Here is a 24,808-nt window from a genome sequence, read left to right as displayed (position 1 = left end):
ATCTTCGTGATGAGTCACAGCAGGTATTATAAGTGGACTTTTTTCCCTTGGGTTGTGAATTGCTTTCAAAAATTATTATCTTCGTGATGAGTCACAGCAAAAGTTTTTTCAAATACACGACCTGTATTGTTGTGAATTGCTTTCAAAAATTATTATCTTCGTGATGAGTCACAGCCTCAAAAAATAATCTACTGAAAATCAGTAGATTATTTTTGCTTTTAGAATTTAAAATTTAGAATAATTCAAGCTGTTGAAAAGTCGGAGGTGGCTCTTCTTTGTTTCTGGCAAAGAAAATTTCTATATCTCCAAATTGTTTGTCTGTAATACACATAATGGCTACTTTTCCTGCTTTGGGCAACAAAAATTTGACTCTCTTAATATGAACTTCTGCATTTTCGCGACTTGGACAATGTCTTACATACATTGAAAATTGAAATAAACTAAATCCATCATCAATTAAACCTTTACGAAAGCGATTGGCATCTTTCATATTGGCTTTAGTCTCAGTCGGCAAATCATACAATACCAAAACCCACATAATTCGGTAAGCGTTAAACCTTTCGGCATTCATATTAATTCAGGATAAGAAATCAATCGTTTTTCTCCAGTATAACACTTATACAATGATGAACAAGTCATTTTTATTGCAACAAGCAGAGGTCTGGTTTTGTCATCAATTAAAACATCTTTGGTGGCTATTTGAAGAATATGGGCTTTGAAATCTTTTGTTAATTCATTGGTTTCAGGATTCAACTTTAGCCATTGCATTACTAGAAGGTCTACAAACGGACGATAAGGTTCCATGATATCATCAGCAAGACAATAGGGGTTGTATTTATTTTTATGAAAAATACCTAAAACCGGTAATAGACCTGTTTCAACAATCGCTCTTGCAACCATACTTCTGAGAACGGCATATCCAAAATTAAAATATTGATTGGGTGAATCGCCGAAACGCTGTCTCAGAAAATCAAGACTGATTAAATATTTCCAATAATGTTGTGCCGCAATACCTTCCATATTAGTAATATCTCCAGACTTTACATTTTTTTGATACTCAATCATTGGCTCATAATAATTCCCTAATCTCTTTAAAACCTTTCTCTGGTTTTCAATCTTACATTCAATCGTTTGTTTCCAAAGTTGTTTCTTAAGAGGCTCACTGGCTTCCAACTGATCTTTCACTCTATCCGAATGTTCGGTATGACCATAAAGTGGCAACATAATTCCGTGCGGTAAATGATGAGTATCACAACTTATGACAACCACATTATTTCCCATCATTTTTTGAATAAGATTATGAGAAATGGTGATTTGAAAATGATCCAACATCAATATTCCCAAATCTTCAACAGGGATACTCCCCTTTTCGGTTTTGGTTTCCGGGCAGAGGATTTTCATTTGCTCATCTTTGAGTTTAAGATAAGCAGGATTGCCAATATAGACAGATCGAGTAATCATAAAATTTAATATTCTCCGATGTGAACGATTTTCCCTAAATGATTAAGTCTTACTTTCAAAATTCCTTTTAACCCATTTAATCCTTCTCTTTTCCAAGTAATTCCTTTTAATGTAGAATTATCTTCAACAGTAGTTTCTAAATGATGTCTGAAGAAATAATCTCTTGTTGCAATTTTCTGAACCCTAAACAAATTTTTAGAAATCAAACTCAAATTCTTTTCATCAAACAAATCCACATCATTCGGATGAAAATCTTCTGACGGAAATAAAAACATTTCGTTCTGTTTCATCGTAAATAAAAACTTCCAACCTAGCTCAGAATTATATTCTTTGTCAATAATTGGTAAATTTTGATTTACTCTTTCCACAGCTTCATAAAAACTCACAACTTTCTCCTGTAGGTTGCCTTTTTCATCTTCATAAATAGCTACATGATGATTGTTTCCCGTACTTACAAAATCAACTGCTACTTTTTTTCCATTTTCATCTAAAATCTCTTTACCAAAATGGTCTTTTTTGTAATGTAGAGCCTCGGCGTTACTAATCCCAGAAATTGTAACTGATTTTATAGATATTCCTTTAGATTTATTGAGCCAAATCGGATTTTTATCCAAATCTGAAAAAGCATCTTTAGAATTTCCATTAAATTCTTTCAATCTATTCATTAAAATATCGCGAACGCCTTTATCAATAATTTTTTCAATATTTTTATAATCTTTAAAATTATCAGGATTAACCGTTTTTCTGATGGTATAACCTGTTTCATACCAAGCTAGAGTAACAGTTTCAGGCAATTGCTCTGTTTTTTCGGTATTAAGAAAAATCGGATTTTTAGAAATTACATTTTTTCCAGTAAATGCTTTTTTGGCATCTCCATCAAATTGTTGTAATCTCGATAATAATGCATTTCGAAATTTTTTGTTCTGAACTTTATTGATGGTTTCTAAATCAAACTTTCCTGATACTTTTTCTTCTTTCGTTTTAAGGAATTTTGCACTTCCGTAAATGGTTTCTTTATGGAGTTGTCCTCTCGGTGTCAATTCTGTTTTTGCAACGACACTTCCCTTTTTCTTGATTTTATTACTATTTTTGGTAACAACTTTATTTTTAGCTTTATGAGAAATCAGCACCTCATCTAAATGTTTTTTAGCATTACTTCTAAAATTTTTAATAGGTTCGATAAATCGTCTTTCTTTTGAACCATTTTTCTTTTCAACTACTTTGGTAATTAAATTTTCAATAGCATAAATATTCTTATGCTCTTTGTGTTTTTCATCTTTTCTTGCATTAAGATAATTGAGATACTGAATATGATTATGCGTTGTAAAAGCAACCGTTAAAGCATCCATTGCATGATGACGATGGTCATTTCTTTTAGTCCAATCTATGATTCTTTCTTTTTCTTCTCCTTTAGAATTTTCAATAAGTTCCGTCAAACCTAATTTTCTGTATTTTTCCAAATTAAGTTCCTTCATTGTATTGATTAGATTCCAGTCCTCACGGAGTTTATCTGTTATTCTTCCTGAAGTGGAAATAACAGAATTAGTTATTCCAAAAAGGATTTCTTTGGCTTTTTTGGCGATATATTGTGTGTTTCGTAAATCTCTTTCGATAAATCCATCTCCTATTTCAATACCTTTTTTCTGAAGTTTTTCATACTTCGCTTTAGTAATAGCTCCTTTATCATAAAGCTCTTTAATAATATTGAGGAATTTTTCCAATCTCTCTTTGCCTTCAATTTCCAGATAATCGAAAGCCGTGAAATTACCTTTCTTAAGATTGGCTCCTCTTGAAACTAAAACTTTGTTCGAAAAACTGTCATCAAAAAATCGTGATTGAGGAATAATATGGTCAATGTCATATTTATCGGTAAAAAGCTCTTCCTTTTTGATTTGTACATCAGTATACAAATCTTTAAAACCATTATTGGCTAATTCTAAATATAATTTATAACGGATTATATCATTTCTTGATGGAACAGGAATACCAAACTCTTTTTTCAAAATGTCAGCATATTTCTGATGTAACAGAGTCGCTTTGCTGATTTCGGAAGTCATCTTAGCACGCTCTTCTGCATTATTTTTAAGTTCTCTTGCCAATTCAATCCGAATTTCATCAGGTCTTCCATATTCTTTAGTGACTTCATTGACAACATTTATCATTTGATTCAAAATCTTTTCAACCACAGGATTTCGTAATGAATTTTTTGGAAGAATATCTAACTGCTCTTTCAATACTCTGTTTTCCAATTGTTCTTTAGTCAATGAATTTTTAGAATGATTGTAACCTGCATAATTACAAGCGTCGCTGTATTTATGTTCTTTTATATAAGGATAAATCTTTCGCATCGCTTTTGAACTAAGGCTTCCATAATCCTGCGGAAAACCAATTTCCGCCAAAACTTTGGAATGTTCTTTTTTGAAACCGAATTTCTTTCCTAAAAGTTCATACAGTTTTTCATTTCCCGACGGTGAATCATCGCCCTCGTAAGAATACAGCAAATGCCAAAGTTGATAAGAAGCCTGTTTTTCAAAATCACTCCCTTCCAGTTCTGGATTAAAATCCAAAATAGAAGTGTTAATACCAAATTCTGACAATTTTTCCTTAACAAATAATTTAATATTTTCTGCAGAAGTATTTATTTTAGAGATTTTGATTTCATCATCAATGATTAATTTAAACTCTTTTGGAAATTCTATTCCTTCATTGGCTATGATTTTCAGAAAAGCGGTATAGAGTTTTTCGTTGGTATAATTTCCTTCAATATCTTTAAAATTAGTTTTCCATTCTTTTCCTGAATAACCAACAATATCCAAGACCTCTTTTGCAGAAAGTTTCCCTTTGATATTAACTTCATCAAAAATGGATTGCTTGAAATCTAAATCAATTGGAAAAATTTCTTTCGTTTCTAAATTTTGAAACTGTAAATTATTCAGAACCTGCCAGATTTTAAACTCCTGAAATAATGGGGAAGACTTAGGTGCTACTTTTAAACCAACCGTTTTCTTTTTTATTTTTCCTGTTGAGCCTGTCGAAACATCGTTGATTTCAATTTCTCTGTTTTCAAATTCACAAATACTGATTAATCCTTTTTGAGATTTAAGTTTTCTCTGATAAAAAATTATAATATCTCGGACCTCTTCCTTCAATTCATTGGTTAGTTCTTTATAATATTTTGCCTGAGTTTCCCATATTTTTTCAAATTCATCCAAGTAATCCTGTCTGTAAAAAACCTGATTTTTAAGCTTTGTGTGTGGATTAGTTTTTAACTGATTGTATAAATATTCTCCAACAGTCTGGTTGTTGAAATACAGTTCTTTACTTCTGTCACTAATGGCTCCAAGATAACCGCTCGAATTATTCAGGTTACTGTTAATCTCCTGAAAAACAACAGCCAAAGTTTCAAAATCTAATTGCTTTTTCAAAGCCTCATTTCTCCAAAAATATTTTTCTATCTTTTTCTCCTGCATCGTCCCAGTTTGTTTGATACCCACTAGAGAAAATGGTTCTTTTAAAATAATCCAAGTAGCATTTTTGTTTTTTCCTTGCAGTCCTTTATACAATTCATCATTTAAAATTTCAGGATAAAACTGTTTCTGGAAATTCCAAATTTTATCAAATTCCGATTGTAAATCTGAGCGATAAAAATCAGGCAATTGCTTTTTACCTTGCTGTAAAAGTTGATAAGAATATTCTCCAGGCGTTAGGTTTTCTTCATATAATTTTTTGGCAACAGCCATTCCATCGATAATTTGTCCTTCATCTTCATTTTTGGCTTTGCGACTGCTTTTATATCCTCTTTTTTTATTGATTAAAAGTAAAACTCTGGCAAATTCCGAGAGTTCTATTCTTTGTTTAGCAGATATTGCTCTTATTTTCTGAGTTTGAAAAGTTGAATGTTTTCCAACTTCTGCCAATAAATCGGTTTCTTTAAGGATATTCTTTTTCTTTAAAACTTCAATAAGATTCACCCGTCTCAACTTAAATCTTTGGAGATTTCTTCTTGCACTTCTGGCTAGAGTTCTTCCGGCATTTGTTGTAATAGGCTTTCCTTTTTCAAAATTCAGTTGCTCATCAACAGTTAGTGGATTTACACGAACACCCAATTTGATGATTTTATTATTCTCAGGATTTTTAGAATCTTCCTGTACAACAGCCCATCCTATTGATGAAACACCTAAGTCTAATCCAAGTATATTTTTAGCCATAGCCATTTAAGTTTTGATAAAGTATAAAAATAAAGAGAAAAAAAGTAACTATTTTACGGAAAACCATAAAACATATAAAAAAATAATTTATAGATTTGTAACCGAAAGCAATTCACAATAAGGATTATTCCGTTGTGAAAACATTCAAGGCGGGGCAACTCGCCTTTTTTTCTTTATAATGATTTCAAAAAAAAATCAATAATTTTAGTATATTTGCAAATAATTAGGCGATTTTTAATCGCCCAATTATATTGTTTTTATTTACGCTTTTTGCAATAAAAACAAAATGGCTTAGATAGATGAACTATCTTTTTGCTTCGCCAATGTCTAAATGAACGAAAGCAAATTAGATTTTTTAAATCCATTTCAATCAATTTAAAAATTAAACATTAATCTAAGTTACAATCCCTTTGATGCGCCAACATCTGGGGATTTTTCGTTTAATCCATCTCTCTTTCTCAAGAGGTTATCACACCAAACTAAAAATTGAAAGCAAGTCACAACCGATTTAATCGACCTAATGAAGTAAATTAATACGTTGTAATTATATGCAAATATAATAATTAAATTAACATATACAACATTAGGTGATTAAATCGTAAACGGAGAAAAAAATAACATTATTAAAACATACCATAAAACACTACTTTTCAAAATACTAAACCAACAACAATCCACAAATAAGGATTATTCCGTTGTGAAAACATTCAAGGCGGGGCAACTCGCCTTTTTTTGTGACTATACCCCCTAAGTTTAATAAATTCAACTAAAATTCCACTCCTTAAATACTCAATTTGAAAAACAACATTCTATTCTTGAAAATAAGTATAAACATGAAAAGCCCAACATCTTACGATATTGGACTTTAACATACAAATTAAAAAACTGAATAAAGAAACAATGAATGATATTCGTTAGAAACGAGCTATCTAAAGGAATAATAGCTAAGTTATTATTCCAATTCAAGTAAACATTTTATTTTAAAGTTTAGATATTGACAAGGAATAACCAGGACCTCCATAGGCCGCTTTTATATCAAGTGCATCCAAAGCTTCCCCTTCAAGATTACCATTCGCATCTCTTGTTCTATAAAAAACTACTCTTATTAAATCATTACTTTTAAGCTCCGTTAAAACAGTAGGAATAGTTAGTGGTTTATTCACAATGAAAACATGATTAGGGAGTCTCAAAATTTCAAAAAGAGTCCTACATCCTGTTATGGACTTCCACAAATTACCTCCATCAGAGCTTACTTCAATATTAGCTGCTATATATACTTTAGCAAAATCCTTTTGGTATATAGGAGTTATTTTAGAATCAAAACCTATATAAAAATTAATACCTCCCCCAATCAAAAAGTATCCTGATGAAGGAACCTTCACCTGATAATTATTTCCTACTGATGTAAGCAATGTATTCAAAAACGTATCATTTGATGCAATAGGTACAGCTACTCTATAACCTGAATTATAGCTACTTAGTCCGTATGGACTATATGTAAATTCATCAGTCTTGAAATAATATGCCGCTTTTTTTTCTTGCTCTACAGGGCTACATTTCCCTAAAACACCCTCTCCATTAGCACATAAGCTATAATTTGTACTACTTTTTAAAATTTCCAAATCTCTAATTCTGGCTTTTCCATTTACATCCAATGCTTCATTAGGATTAATTGTTTTTATCCCAACTTTATTATTTGCTGTAATAATAAAATCATTTCTCTCTGCTTCAGTACCCATTAATTGAGAAGAGTTAACAATATCTTTATTATCTCTCCCTCCATCAATATGAAACGTACCCAAAGGATTTTTAGAACCTATACCAACTTGCGCGGTTAAGATTTTAATACCCAATAAAAAACAACCTAAAAATATCTTTTTCATAATAAAAATTTAACTATTCTTAGAAAAAGACAAAGTATAAGTTGGAATTCCGTAGTCTGAGTTTAACCCTACTGATTGTAGTTTGGTTCCTTGAGGAGTCATACTTCCGTCAACTGTTCTATAAAAAACCATTTTGATTAAGTCTCCTACATTTAAATTAACAATAGATATAGGAAGGGTATATGAATAAACCCTTTCGCTCGTATTATATAACGGAAAGATAGGTCTTGCACCATTGACTGACTCCCAAGATGCCCCTCCATCTGAGCTTCTTTTAATATTAATTGCTATGTAGGCATTATCAGGATCATAGGTTTCACTTGTACTTGTTGGTGATTTAATTAAGGAAAAATTAATAGAACCTCCTATTATATATGTGCCAGCTTCACCAATTCTTACATAATTATTGCTAGTGTAAACACTTGCACCAATAGTATTAATTTTTTGGTCCGCATTCGTGATAGGAATTTTAATCTCATTGCCACCATTATAATAAGATCCTGCTAAAAAAAGGGGAGTTCTAGACTCAAAAAAGGCTAATTTTGAGCTTGGAGAAATAGCTGCTTTTCCTAAAACACCATTTTCATCCGCATAAACAGGATAAGCATTTGAATATCCCAAATAATCGAGACTTCTTACCCTAGCCTTACCGTTAACATCTAAGCTTTGAGTAGGAGATACCGTGGCAACCCCGACTTTTCCGTCTTGGGTAACAATAAAATCATTCTTTTCGGCTTCAGTACCTGTCAGTTGATTAGGAATGATTGCATTTTTGTTATCTTTTCCTCCATCAACATGGAAAGCACCCAACGGATTATTAGTACTTATGCCTACTTGCGCATAAGACATTGATACCAAAAAAAAGGATGCCAATAAAGTAATTTGACTTTTCATCATTGATATTTTTTATGTTTTAATATTATTTTAAAATGAACATTAAGTTTATTTTAAAATGACTAAAAAATAACCTGCAGCACAAAAACATATGCCACCACTGCATAATACAGTAGCAAAAACAATTAAATATTATTTTGATAGCTAGAAATTAGGTTTGTGTTTTTATTCTTTTTAAATAATATCTCTTTAATAAGAGAATATTTTATTAGCCATTCACACTCTTGCTAACAAAAAAAATGCCAAAAACTATTTTTTACTAAAAAAAATAATTTTTTCTAAAAGAAAATTATAACACAACATATAAACAATCTTATTTATGGAAATAAATTCTATAAATTAAAATAATATACTAATTAAATTCACTTTTATTGCCTTTTTAGCAAAAACCAACAGACACATAAAAGTGAAATCAAAAATAAACCACTCTTTTAATTATTGACTTCAACAATTAATATTGATTTTATAATTGAAAAACTAAATTATTTATTTTTAATTTAGAATAATTTAAAATAGTATATTTGCCAAAATTCTATTGTGAAACTTAAAACTGTAAAACATTGGTTCAATTGGCATAAATGGACAAGCCTAATATGTATAGTATTTTTACTTATGCATTGGCATATCCTTGCATTACTTGTTTCTGAGTCTTTCTACTTAAAGGATTATTGGAGGATATTTCTGAAAATATTATGGGTAAAATTTGCCATGATTACCTTCATTATCCCAATAATCGAGCTGTCTTTATGGATAACAAAACATAATACTCAAACCAATTTGTTTTCTACATCTCATTACTATTCTTAATTAACATGAACACTATTATAAAAAAATAAACTTTATACAAACTAAAATAGATTATGAAGAAAGTAATTTTAAGCGCTTCTCTACTATCTGCAACATTATTATTTGCTCAGGAAAAAGATACGATAAAATCTAGTCAAATTGAAACCATTATCATCAACTCCGTCCTAAAGAAAACTTCTGAGTACACCAACAAAATGCCTTTAAAAGCAATTGAGAACCCTCAATCCTACTCCACAGTTGACAAAATATTCTTTGATAATCAAATGATATACTCGGTAGATGATGCCTACAGAAACATTACCGGAATTCAGAAAATGTGGAGTGCTACAAATAGAGCCGGAGATGGTGGCGCATACATCACTTTAAGAGGGTTCACCTCAAACAACTCTTTACGTGATGGTTTGGTAGCTCCTGTCACAACATCTATTGATGCCGTAAATGTTGAAAAATTAGAAGTTTTAAAAGGCCCTTCTGCCACTATGTTCGGAAGCAATGTAACATCTTATGGTGGAGTTGTAAATAGAGTTACTAAAAAACCTTATGGAACTTTCGGAGGAAATGTTTCTTTAATTGCCGGAAGCTACAATTATTATAGAGCACAAGCAGACATTAATACGCCTATCACAAATGATAAAAAATTGATGTTCCGTATCAATACTGCATATACCAATAGTGGAACTTTCCAAAAAACAGATGCTAAAAACACCTATTTTGCCTTCACGCCATCATTGTTGTATAAAGTAAATGATAAGCTAGATATCAATTTAGAATACGAAATGTTTGATACTAGAGCGACACCTGAACAAGCATTTTTCTACTTATCTAAAGGAACAACATGAGTTGATAATATGAAAGATTTAGAAAAACTGGGATTAGATTACAAACAGTCTTATTTTGGTGACGGACTTTACACTACAGCAAAAGTAAGAAACCTTTTCGGGCAAATAAATTATAAAATCAACGACAATATCCGTTCTTCTACAAATGTAAGTAATGCGTATACTTATTCAGATGGATATAACCCTTATTTTACGGCATCTGTAAACCCTTTGGATAATCAATTGTATGTAGGCAGAGCAGATCAGTCAACAAAAGATAGTAAGAAAACGTATTTTCAGATTCAGCAAAACTTCAATTTCGATTATACATTCGGAAATGGCATGAGAAACAGAACAGTTGTAGGATTTGATTATATGAGAATTAAAAACGATCAACATTTCTTATATTTTGCTCAAGGGTTTATTGATCAAGTTCCTGTAATAGGATATGATTATGCTTCAACATTTAATGCTGATACTCTAGCTAACCTATATAAAGTTCCTAGCAACGTTGCAACTTACGACCAAGTTGATAAACAAGATACATATAGTGCATATATTTCCAATGTATTTACTCCTATCTCTGGATTAAATATAATGACAGCGTTACGTTATGAAAGTAATGATTTCAAAGGAGGTAAGCTTTGGATAAATGATGTACAACCCTACAATCAATCTGCATTTTCTCCAAAATTCGGAATTGTTTATGAAGTAATTAAAGACAAATTTTCCATATTTGGAAACTATCAAAACAGTTTCAAAACTAATGGATACAATACTGATGACACTACTTTGAGTAGCAGATTATTTGATCCTGAAAGAGCTAACCAATTCGAAGGCGGTTTAAAAGGTAACTTGTTTAAAGGAAGAGTAAATGCAACCTTAAGCTATTACAACATAAAAGTAAAAAACAGTTTAATTACGACAGGATATCAGAACGGATTTGCGTTAGTAAGACAAGCAGGTAAACTAAAAAGTGAAGGCGTAGAATTGGAAGTTAATGCTTATTTAGTAAAAGGACTTTCTTTGGTAGGAGGAGTTAGTTACAATGATTCTAAATTCTTAGATTCTGACCCAACAACCAAAGGAAGAAGACCAGGAACTGCAGGTTCTCCTTGGTTAGCCAGTTTATATGCAAGTTATCAAATACTTGACGGAAACTTAAAAGGTTTAGGCTTCGGTATTGGTGGAAATTACGCAAGTGATCACAGAGAATTAAACCAATTTGACACAAATTCAAATACTGAAAATGTATTTATACTGCCTAAATATTTGGTTCTTAATGCAAGTGCATTCTATGATGCGAAAAAATTCAGAATTGGAGTAAAAGTAGATAATTTTACCAATCAGCATTATTGGGTAGGTTTCACAACTGCCAATCCACAATCATTAATTAATGCTTTAGGGAGTATTACTTACAAATTTTAATAATCAATTATTATTGGGGGACTGTTTAGAATTTTCTAGTTCAGTCCCTTTTAATGTTATATGAAGAAAAAACATCATCATAAAAAGAAACCCGGAATCTTCAAAAAATGGTCTGCTAAATTGCATTTATGGTTTGGGTTAACCATTGGTTTTATAATATTTATTGTTTCTATTACGGGAGCTATATACGTTTTTAAAGAGGAAATTGAAAACTTCCAGCGTAAGGATGTTATCTTTCACCAAGAAAAAAATATTGAGCAAAAACAACTTTTACCCATCCGTGTTTTAGAAACTAAAGTAAATGAGCAGGTAAAAGAAAAATATCCTATTCATTGGGTAAATATACCGATGGACAAAAGCAGATCTTATCGCTTTTACTGGTACGAACACGATACTACTGCATGGAATTATTTTGATGAATATCCTATTTATAAAGTTGCTTATGTAAATCCTTATAACGGTAAAGTTCTAAGAGTTTATGATGAAAAAAACGGATTTTTTCAAATTGTAAAAATGATTCACTGGAGTTTTCTTCTCAAAGAAAGTTGGGGAAAATATGTTGTCGGCATTCCTGTTATTATTTTTATCATTATGCTGATAACCGGAATTGTACTTTGGTGGCCAAAAAACAAGGCAGCCAGAAAACAACGTTTCTGGTTTCAATGGAAAAATATAAAAAACTGGAAACGTAAGAACTACGATATGCACAATATTTTTGGTTTTTATAGTTCTGTTTTGGCTTTAATTTTCGCTATTACAGGTCTTTTTTATGCTTTTTTTGTTGTTCAAGCAGCAATTTATTTTGTTTTTTCAGGTGGTAAAACCGCACTTCCTGACTACTCACAGTATACAACAAAAGCTCCTATCGAACTTCGCAATGAACAAACTTTAGATAGAGTGGCAGAAAAAACACGCGAAATTTTCCCTGATACCTTTGCTTTTAGCATCGATTTGGGACATCCTCATATGGACGACCACGAACATCCCAATTTTGAAATTTTCGTACAACACCTTTCTTATTCTTATCACAAATACAGCAGTCTTATTTTTGATGAAAATTCGGGAGAACTACTGAAAACAATTCATTACAAAGACAAAAATTTTGGTGAAAAAACAGTGGGTGCCAATTATGACATTCATGTGGGTTCTATTTTAGGTTTACCTACAAAAATTATAGCTTTTGTAATCAGTCTAATGATAGCCTCCTTACCTGTAACAGGCTTTATGATTTGGTGGGGACGAAGAAAAAAGCAGAAAAAAGCATCAGTTTCTTAAATTATTAATAATTCAAAATTATAAAGATATTAATTACTGATTAAATTCTACACCTACCATCTATGTATTCAGTATTTTTGCATTGAATTAAATGATAAAAAATTGAATAATAAATCATCCATAAATCAAGTTGAAAAAGTTTCTACGTTCAACGAACTTATAAGCACTGATTTTAAAGGAAGTACCAATGCAATATGCTGGCAAAGAAATTTAGATGGAGATTTTGAAGAAATTATTTCTAAACTTCAGTTAAAAGAAAATATTACTGAAATATATGAAGAAGATTTATTATCATTAAACCTTTCAGAAAATGGTGAAAAAGCCCGAAAAATAATTCTTGAAGACTTAAAATTATTAGCAGATTTTGGAGCTCAACCTTCCCTCAATTTATTGAAATGCTATGAAAGAGATGAAGAGTTGGATTTCATTTCTACCGATGTATATTCTTTCCACGTTGATCGATCACCCATTTTAATGGACACCTATTTATGTACCTATTATGGTGCTTCAAGTGATATTTTACCTAATCATGAAGCTGAACAAAAGATTTTAATTCCAGAAATCAGAGAAAAACTAAAAACTTTACACAATGGATCTGAAACCAATTTTGAAACTTTTTTAAAAGAAAATTTTTTCGATCTTCATTATCAGGCAAAACCCAAAGCAAAACCCACCAATCTAGGAAAAGGTCATCTTTGGAGATTAGCAGTTGACCATCCCGACCAAAAAGTATTGCCATGTGTCCACCGCGCTCCTGTCGAAAATGAGGGTGAATATAGGTTACTTTTGATTTGTTGAAAGCTACTTTCCGATACAAAAAGTGTATTTGTATTGATTATTAGTAGATTAAAGCATTTAAGGTGTACGAAAGGTGTACTTTATTAAGAATTTTTTATACTCTTGTTTATTTTTAGTCCCAATAGTCTTCAATTGGTTTTTCAATAATTTTTCCAATTTCATGTGTGTAATCAGTTTCACTTTTTAATTCAGCATTTATTATTTGGGGAGTTATAACAAGAAATAAAACACCTTCTGCTTTAAAATTACTTGATAATAATTTCCAATTTATCTTAATAGAATGATCGTCTGTTAATGTTCTAATAAAGAAATCATCTGAAATATATATATCATCTCCAACTAAAATTTTTTTTGATGATATTATTTCAACCTGTTTTTTTTCTTTTTCTATTTTGATATCTGATGCTGAAATAATATTTTTAAAACTAAATCTTTTATTGTCTTCTACAATATCTAAAACTTCACCTTCAAAGTCTAGAATAATTTTAAAATTAGTTATGTCTTTCTTACCTGTATTAACAAGCTTAAATTGTAATCTGCATAGGCTAGCATTAATTTTTTCTTTCCTTGATGAGCCAAAAGATGGCCCTAAAAGATCTAGTGCATTATTTCGTGGATTATATTGATTAGATATTTTGGATATTTTAATAACAGTATCTTTTCTAAATTTGGGTGATAATTCCAGAATATTAGTATCATTAAAAAATGTCAATTCTGCATCATAATTATCTTTAAAATTAAAACTATTTACATAATAATTATAAGTGTTTCGATTTTCAAATATAAGCTCAACAATATCACCCCAACAATATAAATGTATCTCAAATCCGCCTTCTTTTATATTTTCTAAATTGATTTCTCGAATATATTCCTCAATTTTAGAATCTTTATCCGCAGTAGTTGCAAAGTATAATTTCTTAAGTTTTGGTTTAAAATCTTTAGCTTTTTCTATCTCCCTATCAATTTCTTTTGTAGTAAAGTTTTTATTAGTATACTCATCTTTTCCCTTACATTGGATACCAAAATAAGCTGTTTCTCCTTTAGGAATTCCACAAACATCCACACCATTTTGAGCTTGTCCCTGTCTTCCATTTTTCTTAATTTCCGGACAATCCCATATTTCTCCCCATAGTTTTTTACATAAAGTCTCAAAGTCTTGCCAATTCTGTGGTTTAGGAAGTGATTTAGATATTTGCATAGTAAAATAATTGTTAATTAAAATGGTTTAAAAATCTTGATTTAGATCTCCGCATATTATCCCCCCAAGGCATTTTTCGAATACTAGGATATGTTAAGTATAAGAATCTTTTCGCTCTAGTAAAGGCAACATATAGATTATTTTTTTCTTGATTTAGTTCTTCTCCTCCTTTGTCTATTGCTAAATAATATGGGAATGTTCCATCATCTAATCCAATTAGAAAAACAATCTCTGATTCTTGCCCCTTCATTGTATGAACAGTACTAATACAAACTCCTTCTTGTTTTATATTTTTCACTACAGTGCCTAATGAAATAGCATTTTTAAAACCTGTTAATGTTGGTTTTAAAGTATTAAAAGAATACGTTACCCAAAGGTTTACTATACCCTCTAATTCATTTGAAATTTGAACTTTATCTTCTTCTGAAAATGAATTGTTTTCCTTTATATAATCTTCAAGAGTTTTCATAGACTTTTTAAAATTATCAACGGTAAGATCATCAATTACCTTTTTTATAAACGAAAAGTAATTGTATTTTGAAGTTGCTACTTGGTCTTCAATTTCAAAATCTTCGATTTTTAATAAATTTTTTAGTCTTTTAGCATGTAGTCTATCTGAAGAGTTAATTTTAATTCTTAAATAATAGTCAAATAATTTCATAAAGATAGTGTCAAACTTAATTCCAATATTTCCAGATTTAAAATAATATGGAATTTTACTTTCCTTTAATTGTTCTTCAATATGTTTAAAAACAAATCTATTTCTTCCCAAAATTGAAATTTTGCTATAATCAATATCTCCTTCAATATCTTTATGTGATTTCAGATTGATTAGCCTTTTAATATTCTCAATTACAAATTTGGCTTCATCCAGCTCATCATCAGCTTTGTATATTTGAAAACTTCCTTCTATTACATAATTAACAGCTTCAACATTTAATTCCATTAATTTATTCGCCGCATCTATTACTTTTTTTGAACATCTGTAATTTTCTTCTAAAGTAATTCTTTGAGCATTAAAGTCTTCAAAGAAATGTTTCTGCATATATTCTGGAGTAGAGCCGTTGAAACCGTAAATAGATTGGTTGGGATCTCCTACGATCATTACATTCTTTATATTACTTCCGCACAAAGCTCTTAATAAATAATATTGGGCTTTATTTAAGTCTTGTCCCTCATCTACAAAAATATAATTGTATGATTGGGAATATAAATCTTGAACAGATTCATTGTTCATAAACAATTTATACGTCAATAAAATTAAATCATCAAAATCTATTGCGTTATTTGATCTTAAAATGTCTTGATATTCATTAAAAAGTGTAATGTAATGTTCATCGTCTTCCTCAGTTAACAAATCTTCTGGCTCTACAAGTGTTCGTTTCACACCAGAAATGAAGTCTAAGATGCTTGATTTAAAAGATGATTTTTGTTTAACATCCTTTTTTTTATAAAGCTCTGTAAAATAGGGTATTGATTTTATTGCATCTTCAACAATTTCAATTCTATCACCTTCATCTTCAAAAATATGTGGCATCTTTTGAAAACCTAAAAGCTTAAATCTACTTTCCAAAATTGATTGACAAAATGAATGAAAAGTACCTATAAAAATATTTTTATTTTTGATTTTGTCTAAAGAAAGTCTCTCTTTTAGCTCCTCACTTGCTTTATTAGTAAATGTAATGGCTAAAATTTTAGAAGAATTATCTTCTAAAAGTTTTTTAACTCTTTCGGTTAAAACTCTTGTTTTCCCACTACCTGCACTAGCTTCTACTAGAAAAGCACCTTCTCTTAGGTTAACAATTTCTGATTGCTTTGGTGATAAATTAATTTTCAGCATCTGTATTTGGATTTAAAAGGTCATTAATTTTTTCAATAAGGTCATTAATTTTGGGTGGTAAGGGTTTATTGCTATCAAAAATTTTTTGCGATAAAATTGGAGGATACATTGTCTTCTTAGCAGATAATAAATCATTATATGCTTCTAATTTTCCCTCTTCTGTATTATATATTCTTAAAACATCCTCAAAAATAAATTGATTACACTCACCACATTTTTCTGATGTAGGTTGCCTTTTTAAAAGTGTTCCATGTTTACTCATTATAACTTCATCGAGATTTTCACCATATAATTTCTTTAAGGTTTCTTCAATTTCTTCTTTATAATTATTATTAATAAGATGCCTTTCAAAATCTTCTCCATTATCAAAGTAGACTACATTATTTGGCAAAGTAAAGTTTTCAGGTCTAACCTCCAATCCTTGTAGTTTAATTATATCTTTTTTTATTTTTTTTAAAATAGCTTCTTCTCCATCACTTAATATAAGCCACTTTATCCCTAATGATTCACAAAAGTAAATAAATGGGAAATAGTTTCCTCCACCATTGATACCGACTATATTAATGCCTAGGGAAACGAAACTAAGATTAAGTTTTTTTTCAATAAGCATAGGTAAAGATTGTTCCTCTGTTTCACCTTCACATAATATTACAACTTTTGAAAAAAATAATTCCCCTCTAGTGTTTATAACTTGTCTTTCAATTTTTCTCCTCTCTTCATCAGTTAAAGCAGTTAAATTTAATTTACCTATTTTAATTTGTGGTTCAATTTTTAGAATACTTCTTATTTCAAATAAATCAGCCCCAGAAGCTATATAATTTGAATGTGTTGAAATAAACTTCTGTCCAACAATATTATTAATTTGAGAATACAGTTTTTTCTGAGCATTTGGATGTAAATGAGATTCAGGTTCTTCAATTGCTATAATAGGAAAATAAGGCTTTTCATTAGCTAAATAAACTTTTTCATTCAGATTTAAAAAAGATTTTAATACAAGCAAAGATGACCAACTGCGTGTACCCATTCCATGATAATCCATTGAAAATTCAGAGTAGTTAATTCTTATTCCTTTATTAAGGTCTCGAACTTTTTTAGTAAATGGAGTAAGTTGTACGGAGTTATTTGGATTATCCATTGCAGTATCCAATTCCTCTAATGTCATTTGTAAATCGGATAATATATCAGAACTAGCAATTGTAGCATCATTGAGTTCAGATATCAATTGTTCAATCTTTTGTTTATCTTCATTTGTAAACTCAAGTGATGATAAAATTCTACCCAAATATGAGGATTTTGATTTTATATCCTCTAAAATATCTCTATTCGCTTCAAGATAAAAAAAAGGTATTTCATCAAAGTAAAAACTTAGTTCATTTTCATATTCATATTCGTACCAATATGTTGCACTATCAAAAAAGGATTCCCATTGATCAATATAATATTGCTTCTTTCTAAAAGTTTTATTATGCTCTTTTATAATTGTTCTAAATGCCATAATTTGGCGATCCTCTGTAATACCAATCCTCTCTGCTTTAAATACATCAGCCCACTGTTCATCAAATTTATCAGAAACTCCATTTTCATTAATTGGTACAAATAGCGTATCAATTATTATTGTATCATCTATATGTTCTTCACAATAATAGAAATCATCATTTGAAATAAAATGTGTATTGGTCAATGCTATTTGCAATGCCTTTAATAGGGTAGTCTTACCTGCATTATTAGTCCCCACTAAAACGGTAGTGTTTTCAAAATCAACCTCTATATTCTTAAATCCTCTAAATCCTTTTATTCTTATGGATTGTAACCTTATTCCCATACTGTTTGCATTTTTTTGCTAAAAGTTTTTTAATCAATAAATGTACAAAAAGAGAACAAAAGAAACTCTATAGAATTAACTTGAAAAAAACTAATAATTCTTAACTAAATATATTGTTATTTGATATATTTTATTTCTTAGAAAATTCTATTTTTACAAAACAAATCAAATAAATATGAAAAGTGCAATCATGGCAATATGTTTAATGATAACATTATCATTATCAGCTCAAACATCTTTAAAACCGGAAAGTAAAGCCGAAATTTCATCAAACAACTTACCAGATAAGCAAATAAAAGCACAACTATTAACCAGTGGAAAAATTCAAAGTGGAAGTACTCTAACATTTATACTCTCCGAACCCACTTCGATTGCTGGTGTATCCACAAAAAAAGGTCAAATCTTATCTGGAATAGCCAGAGAACAAGACGGACGACTTTATGTTGATGTTAGTACTGTCAAAATTGATGGTAAAGTTTATCCTGCTAAAATAAAAGTATATTCAGAAAATGGAATAGAAGGATTTGGTCTTAATGGAAGGATGCCTGATTCTAAGAAGCCAATTGAAATTCAAAATAGTGGTACTAGCGCTATTCTAATGATATATAATTAATATAAACCCGGTATTATAATATACCGGGCTTTTGATTATAAACGTAAATTTTGAACAAAGGAGCAAAGAATGACAAGCGTTTTGAAAAAACGGGTAGTCTGAGAAAGTGACGACTGAAAAATTGTCGTCAAGATAGATTATTCAGGAAATTATCAAGTTGACTTCTTGAACTTATTTGAATAAAACGTCAATCCTTTATTTGTTTCTCAGATTCTATAATATCTGCAATAAAACCTGATTCATTATTCAATGGTTCAACATCTACTTTAACCTTTGTATTTTTATCTAAGTTAACCTTTAGCTCTTTACAAACAACTTCGATATCATCAAATAAACAGTAATATGTTTGCTTATCTTTTTCAAACTCAATATAGCAAAAGGATACGTCTTTTACTTCAAGTGAACTGATAAATTCTTTTTCACTGGAGTTTAATAAATGATATTTATATTGGAAAATGTAACTTTTAGAATATTTATCCGTGTTATTGAAAAATAGCCTTACTCCATTTTCATCCAGTCTTGTTATTGATAGAAAATTTAAAACTCGTAAATAATTTTCGACTTCAAAAAAACAGAAGCAAAACCTTTCCTTATAATCAAAATCGATATTCCCAAAAATAGAAACCCGCAAATTGTGGGTTTTTGCATTTTTTAAAAACAATAATTCATCCTTGTTAAGATTTTCAAAATATCTAGATAAAGAATAAACATTAAGTTCTTTGTCTAGCTCCATTTCAATATTGGAATAAGAAATATCAGTTTCTATAAATAATTTATTATTAGAATTATGACTATCAAAGAAAAAAGATCTTATAAGTTCTGTGATTTTTACAATATAAAGATCTCTTTCAGCAAAAACTGAATCTATATAATCTTGAAGCAGATCTTTGATTTTATTGTTGGCTGTTGTATTTCTAATAATCCTTAAGCATTCAATAATCTGATTATTTTTTATATTCTCGATACTGAAATTAGGTTTTCGTTCAAAGTATTTAAAGTCATCATCAGCATAGTATACCATATTTCGATAATTTGCCCTTTTTGTTCTCATAAATTTTGCCAAGTCAATACTATCCGGATAGCCGATTCCTTTTCGTTCTGATTTTATTTGCTCTAAAAGATTGATTGCATTTTCTTTTAAGATCGCATAGTTTTCATAAGGAAAGTCTCCAGTCTTAAAAACATTAGAATATTTTACACTATTATTTTTTATTTTTTTGAGCAAATCAATGCTAGGAACATGTCCCTCTTTTAAACTCTCAACAAAATCCAAAACAATTTCTTTTTTATAAAACCATTCACCTGCAATATTTTGTTTCGAGAATAATCGTTTGATACGTGATTCTAAAGAGCTTAAATCAGGATAGTGATACACATTAATAATTTCATTATCTTTTATACCTGAACCTGTTTTAATATTATTAAATCTACTTTTAAAATCCTGTGTAATTCCTACTTTAATCTTCTGTTTAAGTTCAATTACATAAAAATCTTTGTTTTCCATAATTTGATATTTTGTTATTTGGTTTTCTTTATAAAAATGATGTTGTTTTCAATTCGTTCTACTGTGGTGGTGATATGTCTGCCATTCAGATTAAAAGTATAGTAGTCTCCAATCTTAGGTTTAAAATCATTATCATATTGCTGAGTTTCCCTTTCTACCAAAATTATTTTGTCCGGTAATTCGAAAATTTGCTTTATAGTATAATTGATATGTCTATTATTCATTGTATAATATTTAAATTAAGTTTTTGCTTTCTTCAATAATTCTAAAATAATTTTCACTCATTTCTTTATCACTGACAAATTCTTTAGAAGTGGGTCTGTCAGATGCAAAGTCTTCTAAAAATTGAGTTTTTAAAAATTCCTTTGGTTCACCTTCTGCTATAATACCATAAAACTCTCCTGGGTTAAGATTAATCAAGTCACTAACTTTTACTCGATCTCGTTCTTGAATATTTTCACTTTTACTTTTGCTATCATTACTTTGAATATGTATTACAGTTCCGCTTGTTCCTGTACCTGTATTTTTATTAATAAAGGTTCTATCTTCTTTAGAAAATAGGGTTTTAACCATTTCTGCCGTTTTTCCATTTGTAACTCTACCAAAGAATTGATTTCCTAAATTCGAAATAATGATTTGGGCCTTATCTTGTCCATAATTGTCAACTAGTTGGCTAAAGTCCTGTACTCCGAATATTGTTGCAATTTTATTGCTTCGAGCTGTGGCGGGAATTTGTTCTATGTTAGGGATATAAATCGTTGGAGCTTCATCTAATAAGACAACACTTTTCTGCTGCTGTGGCTTGTTCATTTGTCGCATACCAACACTTATAATTAGAGAGATTACAGGCGCATAAACCTGTGGTAGTGTACTATCATTCCCTAAACATAAAAATGTTGGATTCTTGGGATTGTTTAAATTCAAATCAACATCGTTTTTTGACAAAATCCAGAATACATCTTTCGTATTTAGTTGAGCAACTGCTGTCTGAATGGTAGACAATATACCCGCAACTTGGTTTTGTGCTTCATTTTCTAACGATTGTCGCAAGGAAGAAACCATTCCTCCAGCTTCATAATTTTGGGAAATTTTTAATAATAGTAATTTAATATCAGTGTGTAATAGTAAACTAATTACATGTGGTAAAGTACAATATTCAGGATGTTCCTCTTTAAGCCACCATATTACTCCTGCAATAATCATTTTAGTATTATTTGACCAAAAATCAGCTTTCTTAATACTTTCAGGGATAAGGTTGTTGACCAATGCTTGTGAATATTCAATAGCAATAACACTTTTTGTTAAATAGTGGGGTGCAATCGGATTGATCCTATCACTTTGTTGAGGGTTTTTAAAATCAACATTTTTAAGACAAACATTGCCATTGTAATAACTTGACCTAACCTTATTTGTTAGTTCAGGGCTTTTAAAATCATAAAGGATACCTGTGTACTCTTGCTGTGAAATTTGTTTGATAATTGGCTCAAAAATACTTGCACTCTTTCCAGAACCTGCACCACCTTGTATATAAATTCCTCTGAAAGGATTAGCTAGTTTTATGATTCCAGATTTTGTTTTAAAGTTTAGACTTTCATCATCAACCTGTTTTGCGAATTTTTGTATTGGTGAATGTTTTAGCTTGGGCTTACTTAGATCCCGGATAAGATAAAAAGCGGATATTAGAATTGGAGTAAAAATCAGAATTACTCCCAAATTTCCTAAAGATGATTTTGTTTTTTCTCCAATAAGCCCAGTTACAAAAATAGAAAGTACTGTGAAAATTCCAACATATACCAGACCTGTGGGAATGTTCTTAAACTTCCCTAACTTATATACAATATGCCAAAACGATAACCCTAAAAGTGAAAAGCATATATTTAACCAAATTGGAGCTTTAACAAATAATCCTAAGGGCGAATGTGAATATTTTTCTGGTAAAAAATATTTAGTTAGTGGTGCAGTAATAAACATAAAGTTTACTGCTATAAAAGCTATACAAGCAACAACTGCTAATACTTTTAATATCTGAGGTAAACAACCTAATTGATTCATAATTCTAATTTTTACTTATTCCTAAACTTTGTGATTTTTCTTTATTTTTCGAAGTTTCTAATTGTTTTTTCCGACTATTATCCAAAACTGAATTAAACTTATAATCCAAATCATACTTTAATTCTTTAGCCAGATTATTAGCGGACATTTCTCTTTTAATTTCAGATATCTTAAATTCCTGTCCTGATTTCTTATCATTTACAGTGAAACCTTGTATTTCCCCCTTTCTATTAATGGTTGGCTTTATTTCATGTCCTAAAGCTTTCATGTATTCCATATACTTGGAAAAAGTTTGGGGTTTGATCTTCATTACTTGACTATGAGATTCAAAGATTTGTTTCTTTATCTCTTTGGACTGCATAATTTTATTTTCCTGATTTTTATGCATGATATCCCTTGCGGAGATTAACCCTCTTTCTTTTGCTATTTTGTGAACAGTATTTTGAGCTTTAAGAACAATGAAATTGTCTTTAATTGCCTTGTTTCTTTCGTCTATACGATTGATCAATAAATGAACATGTTTGTGATTTTTTTCCGTATGTACAATTGCCAAATAAGCTTGCTTTTCAGGATTTACGCCAATTCCTTTCATAAAGTCATGGCTGATTTCCTTTAGCTCTTTATCTGTTAACTTCTGTCCGTCTTTAGGATCTGGGCTAATGTATGCCGTGAAAAATTTTTTATCACATGTGTAGTTTTCAGATTGCTGGATTCTGAAACTATTCATAATCTCTGTGGATGTTTCCCCATAAATGAGATTTCTATCTAATTCATATCCTTTATGCTCGGCAATTAAATAATCGACACCCTGCCGGCTTCCTCTTATGGATTTTGCGCTTGCTGTCATCTTAGGAATTTTTGAATTTCAACTTTAATTTGTTCATTAATATTTTTTAACTCAGAAATTAGTTCCTCTCTATTTTCCTTATTTAAAATATTAGTTAGGTTTCGGAGCGCTGTACTGATAAAAGTCAAATTTTTCCAAGCTTCAATTTCTTCTTTTGAAAAGCGGAAATTTAAACTCTTATCTAACGAAGCTTTTCTTACATATTCAGAAGTTTTAAGACCTGTTTTTTCAGCCTTATCAGAAATCATTTTCTTTTCATTTTCTGAAACTCTGATTTCAATTTTCTTATTCCTTTTCATTGTAAAATTTTTGCGACCAACGGGAGCAAAACGAGAAGCCTTTAGGACTGAAAAACGAAATGTAACGTAGCGGAATTTGGTTTTGTCAGGACAAAGGCACTTCTCGACCTATGCACCGTAATAACTAAAGTGTTTTTTGCTTATCAATAAAAAAGTCATTAAAATCTTTGTAGCCTTCGTACAGTTTTGAGCAATCTTCAGCATTAGAAAAACAAGATAAAATTTCGTTTTTTGACCTTTCTCCTGCCTTATCATTATCTAGAAAAAGCCTTATTGAGCTAAAATTTTGCAACTGTGTTTTTGCTTTTTCAAGCATAGAAACCGAGTTTAAAATCAATAAACTTTCAGCATTTGAAGTAGTAAATTCAAGGTATGAAAGAGCGTCAATAAATCCTTCAAAAACCGAAATTGAAGCATCTGATTTTTGAATAAAAGAAATATCTTTTGAGGTACATCCTTTATAAAAACTATTGCGTAATTCATAACCCCCAGAAAGGTTTCTAAAACCTATTGCATACAACTTCCTATTGCTGATTGTAAATTTCACCTCATTAAGTAGATGATAAGATTTACTACTAATCCCTCTACTTTTAAGATATTTTTTGAGATAATAATTAGAAAGTGGTTTGACTTCAGTAATATTAATATTAGCTTTTGATAAATCGTTTTGCTTTTGAAAAGAAAAATTAAAGTTTTTTTCTTCTGCCCATGATAAAGCCTCGGAAACAGAACAGTTGAAGTATTTCACAATAAAATCTGCTGTTTTTCCTCCTTTGCCTTCAGAAAATAGATACCATACGTTCTTATGTCTATCTATCTTAAAAGATGCTTCTGTTTCTAGTCCAAAAGGATTAAAAAACCAAGCTTCTTTTTCATTACATTTTACAGGTAGGTGTCCTAGAGAAGCCAGAACTTCTTCCAGTCTTATATTATTATTTAGAGTTTGACAATTCATAAATTTCGGGTTTGAATCAGTTGGAAATTTGATGAGTTGATGAAAAGTGAAAGTATGTAATTGACTTTCATTGATTTGTTACTTCATCAAATACTCATCAATTCAT

Annotated in this window: 19 protein-coding genes and 1 CRISPR repeat array (1 of these 20 running past the window's edge); of the genes, 5 read left to right on the top strand and 14 right to left on the bottom strand. The window is 30.1% G+C overall.

The features are described from left to right. A CRISPR array of direct repeats spans positions 1-175; the repeat unit is 47 nt; unit sequence GTTGTGAATTGCTTTCAAAAATTATTATCTTCGTGATGAGTCACAGC (it extends 1,720 nt beyond the left edge of the window). Between the two features lie 57 nt (positions 176-232). The 5 genes from cas2 to OH806_RS10095 all read right to left on the bottom strand — a co-directional run bounded on the left by cas2 (position 233) and on the right by OH806_RS10095 (position 8,446). Continuing rightward, positions 233-571, bottom strand: a complete 339-nt coding sequence (gene cas2 / locus OH806_RS10115) for a CRISPR-associated endonuclease Cas2 (protein WP_264743558.1) — start codon at positions 569-571, stop codon at positions 233-235. After that, positions 568-1,461, bottom strand: a complete 894-nt coding sequence (cas1, locus tag OH806_RS10110; RefSeq protein ID WP_264743557.1) for a type II CRISPR-associated endonuclease Cas1 — start codon at positions 1,459-1,461, stop codon at positions 568-570. The genes cas2 and cas1 overlap by 4 nt, the downstream gene beginning before the upstream one ends. Positions 1,462-1,466: 5 nt before the next feature. Beyond that, positions 1,467-5,669, bottom strand: a complete 4,203-nt coding sequence (gene cas9 / locus OH806_RS10105) for a type II CRISPR RNA-guided endonuclease Cas9 (protein WP_264743556.1) — start codon at positions 5,667-5,669, stop codon at positions 1,467-1,469. Between the two features lie 980 nt (positions 5,670-6,649). Then, entirely contained in the window at positions 6,650-7,552 is a 903-nt protein-coding gene (locus tag OH806_RS10100; protein ID WP_264743555.1) for a hypothetical protein, read from the bottom strand. 9 nt (positions 7,553-7,561) lie between these two features. Beyond that, the gene (locus tag OH806_RS10095) at positions 7,562-8,446 is read right to left on the bottom strand and encodes a hypothetical protein (RefSeq protein WP_264743554.1); all 885 of its coding nucleotides are present in this window, start codon (positions 8,444-8,446) and stop codon (positions 7,562-7,564) included. Between the two features lie 860 nt (positions 8,447-9,306). Between OH806_RS10095 and OH806_RS10090 the strand changes: the two genes are divergently transcribed. The 4 genes from OH806_RS10090 (at position 9,307) to OH806_RS10075 (ending at position 13,572) form a co-directional block, all read left to right on the top strand. Beyond that, entirely contained in the window at positions 9,307-10,092 is a 786-nt protein-coding gene (locus OH806_RS10090) for a TonB-dependent siderophore receptor (RefSeq protein WP_264743553.1), read from the top strand. 9 nt (positions 10,093-10,101) lie between these two features. Beyond that, positions 10,102-11,499 (top strand): TonB-dependent siderophore receptor, encoded by a 1,398-nt coding sequence (locus OH806_RS10085; protein WP_264743552.1) that lies wholly within the window; start codon positions 10,102-10,104, stop codon positions 11,497-11,499. Between the two features lie 60 nt (positions 11,500-11,559). Beyond that, positions 11,560-12,774: a PepSY-associated TM helix domain-containing protein gene (locus tag OH806_RS10080; RefSeq protein WP_264743551.1), complete on the top strand. Its 1,215-nt coding sequence runs from the start codon at positions 11,560-11,562 to the stop codon at positions 12,772-12,774. A gap of 102 nt (positions 12,775-12,876) precedes the next feature. Next, the gene (locus tag OH806_RS10075) at positions 12,877-13,572 is read left to right on the top strand and encodes a DUF1826 domain-containing protein (RefSeq protein WP_264743550.1); all 696 of its coding nucleotides are present in this window, start codon (positions 12,877-12,879) and stop codon (positions 13,570-13,572) included. Between the two features lie 112 nt (positions 13,573-13,684). Here the strand turns inward: OH806_RS10075 and OH806_RS10070 are convergent, their stop codons facing one another. From OH806_RS10070 to OH806_RS10060, 3 genes are read right to left on the bottom strand one after another with little or no spacing between them, the layout of a single operon-like run. After that, complete coding sequence (locus OH806_RS10070) at positions 13,685-14,770, bottom strand: hypothetical protein (protein ID WP_264743549.1); 1,086 nt, start codon at positions 14,768-14,770, stop codon at positions 13,685-13,687. 13 nt (positions 14,771-14,783) lie between these two features. Continuing rightward, complete coding sequence (locus OH806_RS10065) at positions 14,784-16,610, bottom strand: ATP-dependent helicase (protein WP_264743548.1); 1,827 nt, start codon at positions 16,608-16,610, stop codon at positions 14,784-14,786. Next, a complete protein-coding gene (locus OH806_RS10060; protein ID WP_264743547.1) occupies positions 16,597-18,432 on the bottom strand; it encodes an ATP-dependent nuclease in 1,836 nt (611 codons plus the stop codon). The genes OH806_RS10065 and OH806_RS10060 overlap by 14 nt, the downstream gene beginning before the upstream one ends. Before the next feature lie 175 nt (positions 18,433-18,607). On the opposite strand from OH806_RS10060, the gene traM reads away from it, so the two are divergent. Continuing rightward, complete coding sequence (gene traM / locus OH806_RS10055) at positions 18,608-19,045, top strand: conjugative transposon protein TraM (RefSeq protein WP_264743546.1); 438 nt, start codon at positions 18,608-18,610, stop codon at positions 19,043-19,045. A 187-nt stretch (positions 19,046-19,232) separates the two neighbouring features. Here the strand turns inward: traM and OH806_RS10050 are convergent, their stop codons facing one another. The 6 genes from OH806_RS10050 to OH806_RS10025 form a co-directional block, all read right to left on the bottom strand. Continuing rightward, positions 19,233-20,549: a GIY-YIG nuclease family protein gene (locus OH806_RS10050; RefSeq protein WP_264743545.1), complete on the bottom strand. Its 1,317-nt coding sequence runs from the start codon at positions 20,547-20,549 to the stop codon at positions 19,233-19,235. 14 nt (positions 20,550-20,563) lie between these two features. Next, the gene (locus OH806_RS10045) at positions 20,564-20,773 is read right to left on the bottom strand and encodes a hypothetical protein (protein ID WP_260124700.1); all 210 of its coding nucleotides are present in this window, start codon (positions 20,771-20,773) and stop codon (positions 20,564-20,566) included. A gap of 10 nt (positions 20,774-20,783) precedes the next feature. Continuing rightward, a complete protein-coding gene (locus OH806_RS10040) occupies positions 20,784-22,601 on the bottom strand; it encodes a type IV secretion system DNA-binding domain-containing protein (RefSeq protein ID WP_264743544.1) in 1,818 nt (605 codons plus the stop codon). Positions 22,602-22,605: 4 nt separating this feature from the next. Further along, the gene (locus OH806_RS10035; RefSeq protein WP_264743543.1) at positions 22,606-23,448 is read right to left on the bottom strand and encodes a relaxase/mobilization nuclease domain-containing protein; all 843 of its coding nucleotides are present in this window, start codon (positions 23,446-23,448) and stop codon (positions 22,606-22,608) included. After that, positions 23,445-23,747 (bottom strand): plasmid mobilization protein, encoded by a 303-nt coding sequence (locus OH806_RS10030; RefSeq protein WP_168237402.1) that lies wholly within the window; start codon positions 23,745-23,747, stop codon positions 23,445-23,447. The genes OH806_RS10035 and OH806_RS10030 overlap by 4 nt, the downstream gene beginning before the upstream one ends. Positions 23,748-23,871: 124 nt before the next feature. Beyond that, entirely contained in the window at positions 23,872-24,702 is an 831-nt protein-coding gene (locus OH806_RS10025; protein WP_264743542.1) for a toprim domain-containing protein, read from the bottom strand. Between the last annotated feature and the right edge of the window lie 106 nt (positions 24,703-24,808).

This window comes from Chryseobacterium oryctis (assembly GCF_025971925.1).
Taxonomy (GTDB): Bacteria; Bacteroidota; Bacteroidia; order Flavobacteriales; family Weeksellaceae; genus Chryseobacterium; species Chryseobacterium oryctis.
The sequence above is the reverse complement of the archived record's forward strand: the minus strand, read 5'-3'. Positions and strand labels throughout refer to the sequence as shown.

Excerpts from the sequence above, each read along its gene's own strand:
- OH806_RS10090 (WP_264743553.1), top strand. The coding sequence starts at position 9,307 with ATGAAGAAAGTAATTTTAAGCGCTTCTCTACTATCTGCAACATTATTA.
- OH806_RS10065 (WP_264743548.1), bottom strand. The coding sequence starts at position 16,610 with ATGCTGAAAATTAATTTATCACCAAAGCAATCAGAAATTGTTAACCTA.
- OH806_RS10095 (WP_264743554.1), bottom strand. The coding sequence starts at position 8,446 with ATGAAAAGTCAAATTACTTTATTGGCATCCTTTTTTTTGGTATCAATG.
- OH806_RS10085 (WP_264743552.1), top strand. The coding sequence starts at position 10,102 with ATGAAAGATTTAGAAAAACTGGGATTAGATTACAAACAGTCTTATTTT.
- OH806_RS10025 (WP_264743542.1), bottom strand. The coding sequence starts at position 24,702 with ATGAATTGTCAAACTCTAAATAATAATATAAGACTGGAAGAAGTTCTG.
- OH806_RS10060 (WP_264743547.1), bottom strand. The coding sequence starts at position 18,432 with ATGGGAATAAGGTTACAATCCATAAGAATAAAAGGATTTAGAGGATTT.
- OH806_RS10040 (WP_264743544.1), bottom strand. The coding sequence starts at position 22,601 with ATGAATCAATTAGGTTGTTTACCTCAGATATTAAAAGTATTAGCAGTT.
- cas1 (WP_264743557.1), bottom strand. The coding sequence starts at position 1,461 with ATGATTACTCGATCTGTCTATATTGGCAATCCTGCTTATCTTAAACTC.
- OH806_RS10070 (WP_264743549.1), bottom strand. The coding sequence starts at position 14,770 with ATGCAAATATCTAAATCACTTCCTAAACCACAGAATTGGCAAGACTTT.
- cas9 (WP_264743556.1), bottom strand. The coding sequence starts at position 5,669 with ATGGCTAAAAATATACTTGGATTAGACTTAGGTGTTTCATCAATAGGA.
- cas2 (WP_264743558.1), bottom strand. The coding sequence starts at position 571 with ATGAATGCCGAAAGGTTTAACGCTTACCGAATTATGTGGGTTTTGGTA.
- OH806_RS10080 (WP_264743551.1), top strand. The coding sequence starts at position 11,560 with ATGAAGAAAAAACATCATCATAAAAAGAAACCCGGAATCTTCAAAAAA.
- OH806_RS10030 (WP_168237402.1), bottom strand. The coding sequence starts at position 23,747 with ATGAAAAGGAATAAGAAAATTGAAATCAGAGTTTCAGAAAATGAAAAG.
- OH806_RS10100 (WP_264743555.1), bottom strand. The coding sequence starts at position 7,552 with ATGAAAAAGATATTTTTAGGTTGTTTTTTATTGGGTATTAAAATCTTA.
- traM (WP_264743546.1), top strand. The coding sequence starts at position 18,608 with ATGAAAAGTGCAATCATGGCAATATGTTTAATGATAACATTATCATTA.
- OH806_RS10035 (WP_264743543.1), bottom strand. The coding sequence starts at position 23,448 with ATGACAGCAAGCGCAAAATCCATAAGAGGAAGCCGGCAGGGTGTCGAT.
- OH806_RS10050 (WP_264743545.1), bottom strand. The coding sequence starts at position 20,549 with ATGGAAAACAAAGATTTTTATGTAATTGAACTTAAACAGAAGATTAAA.
- OH806_RS10045 (WP_260124700.1), bottom strand. The coding sequence starts at position 20,773 with ATGAATAATAGACATATCAATTATACTATAAAGCAAATTTTCGAATTA.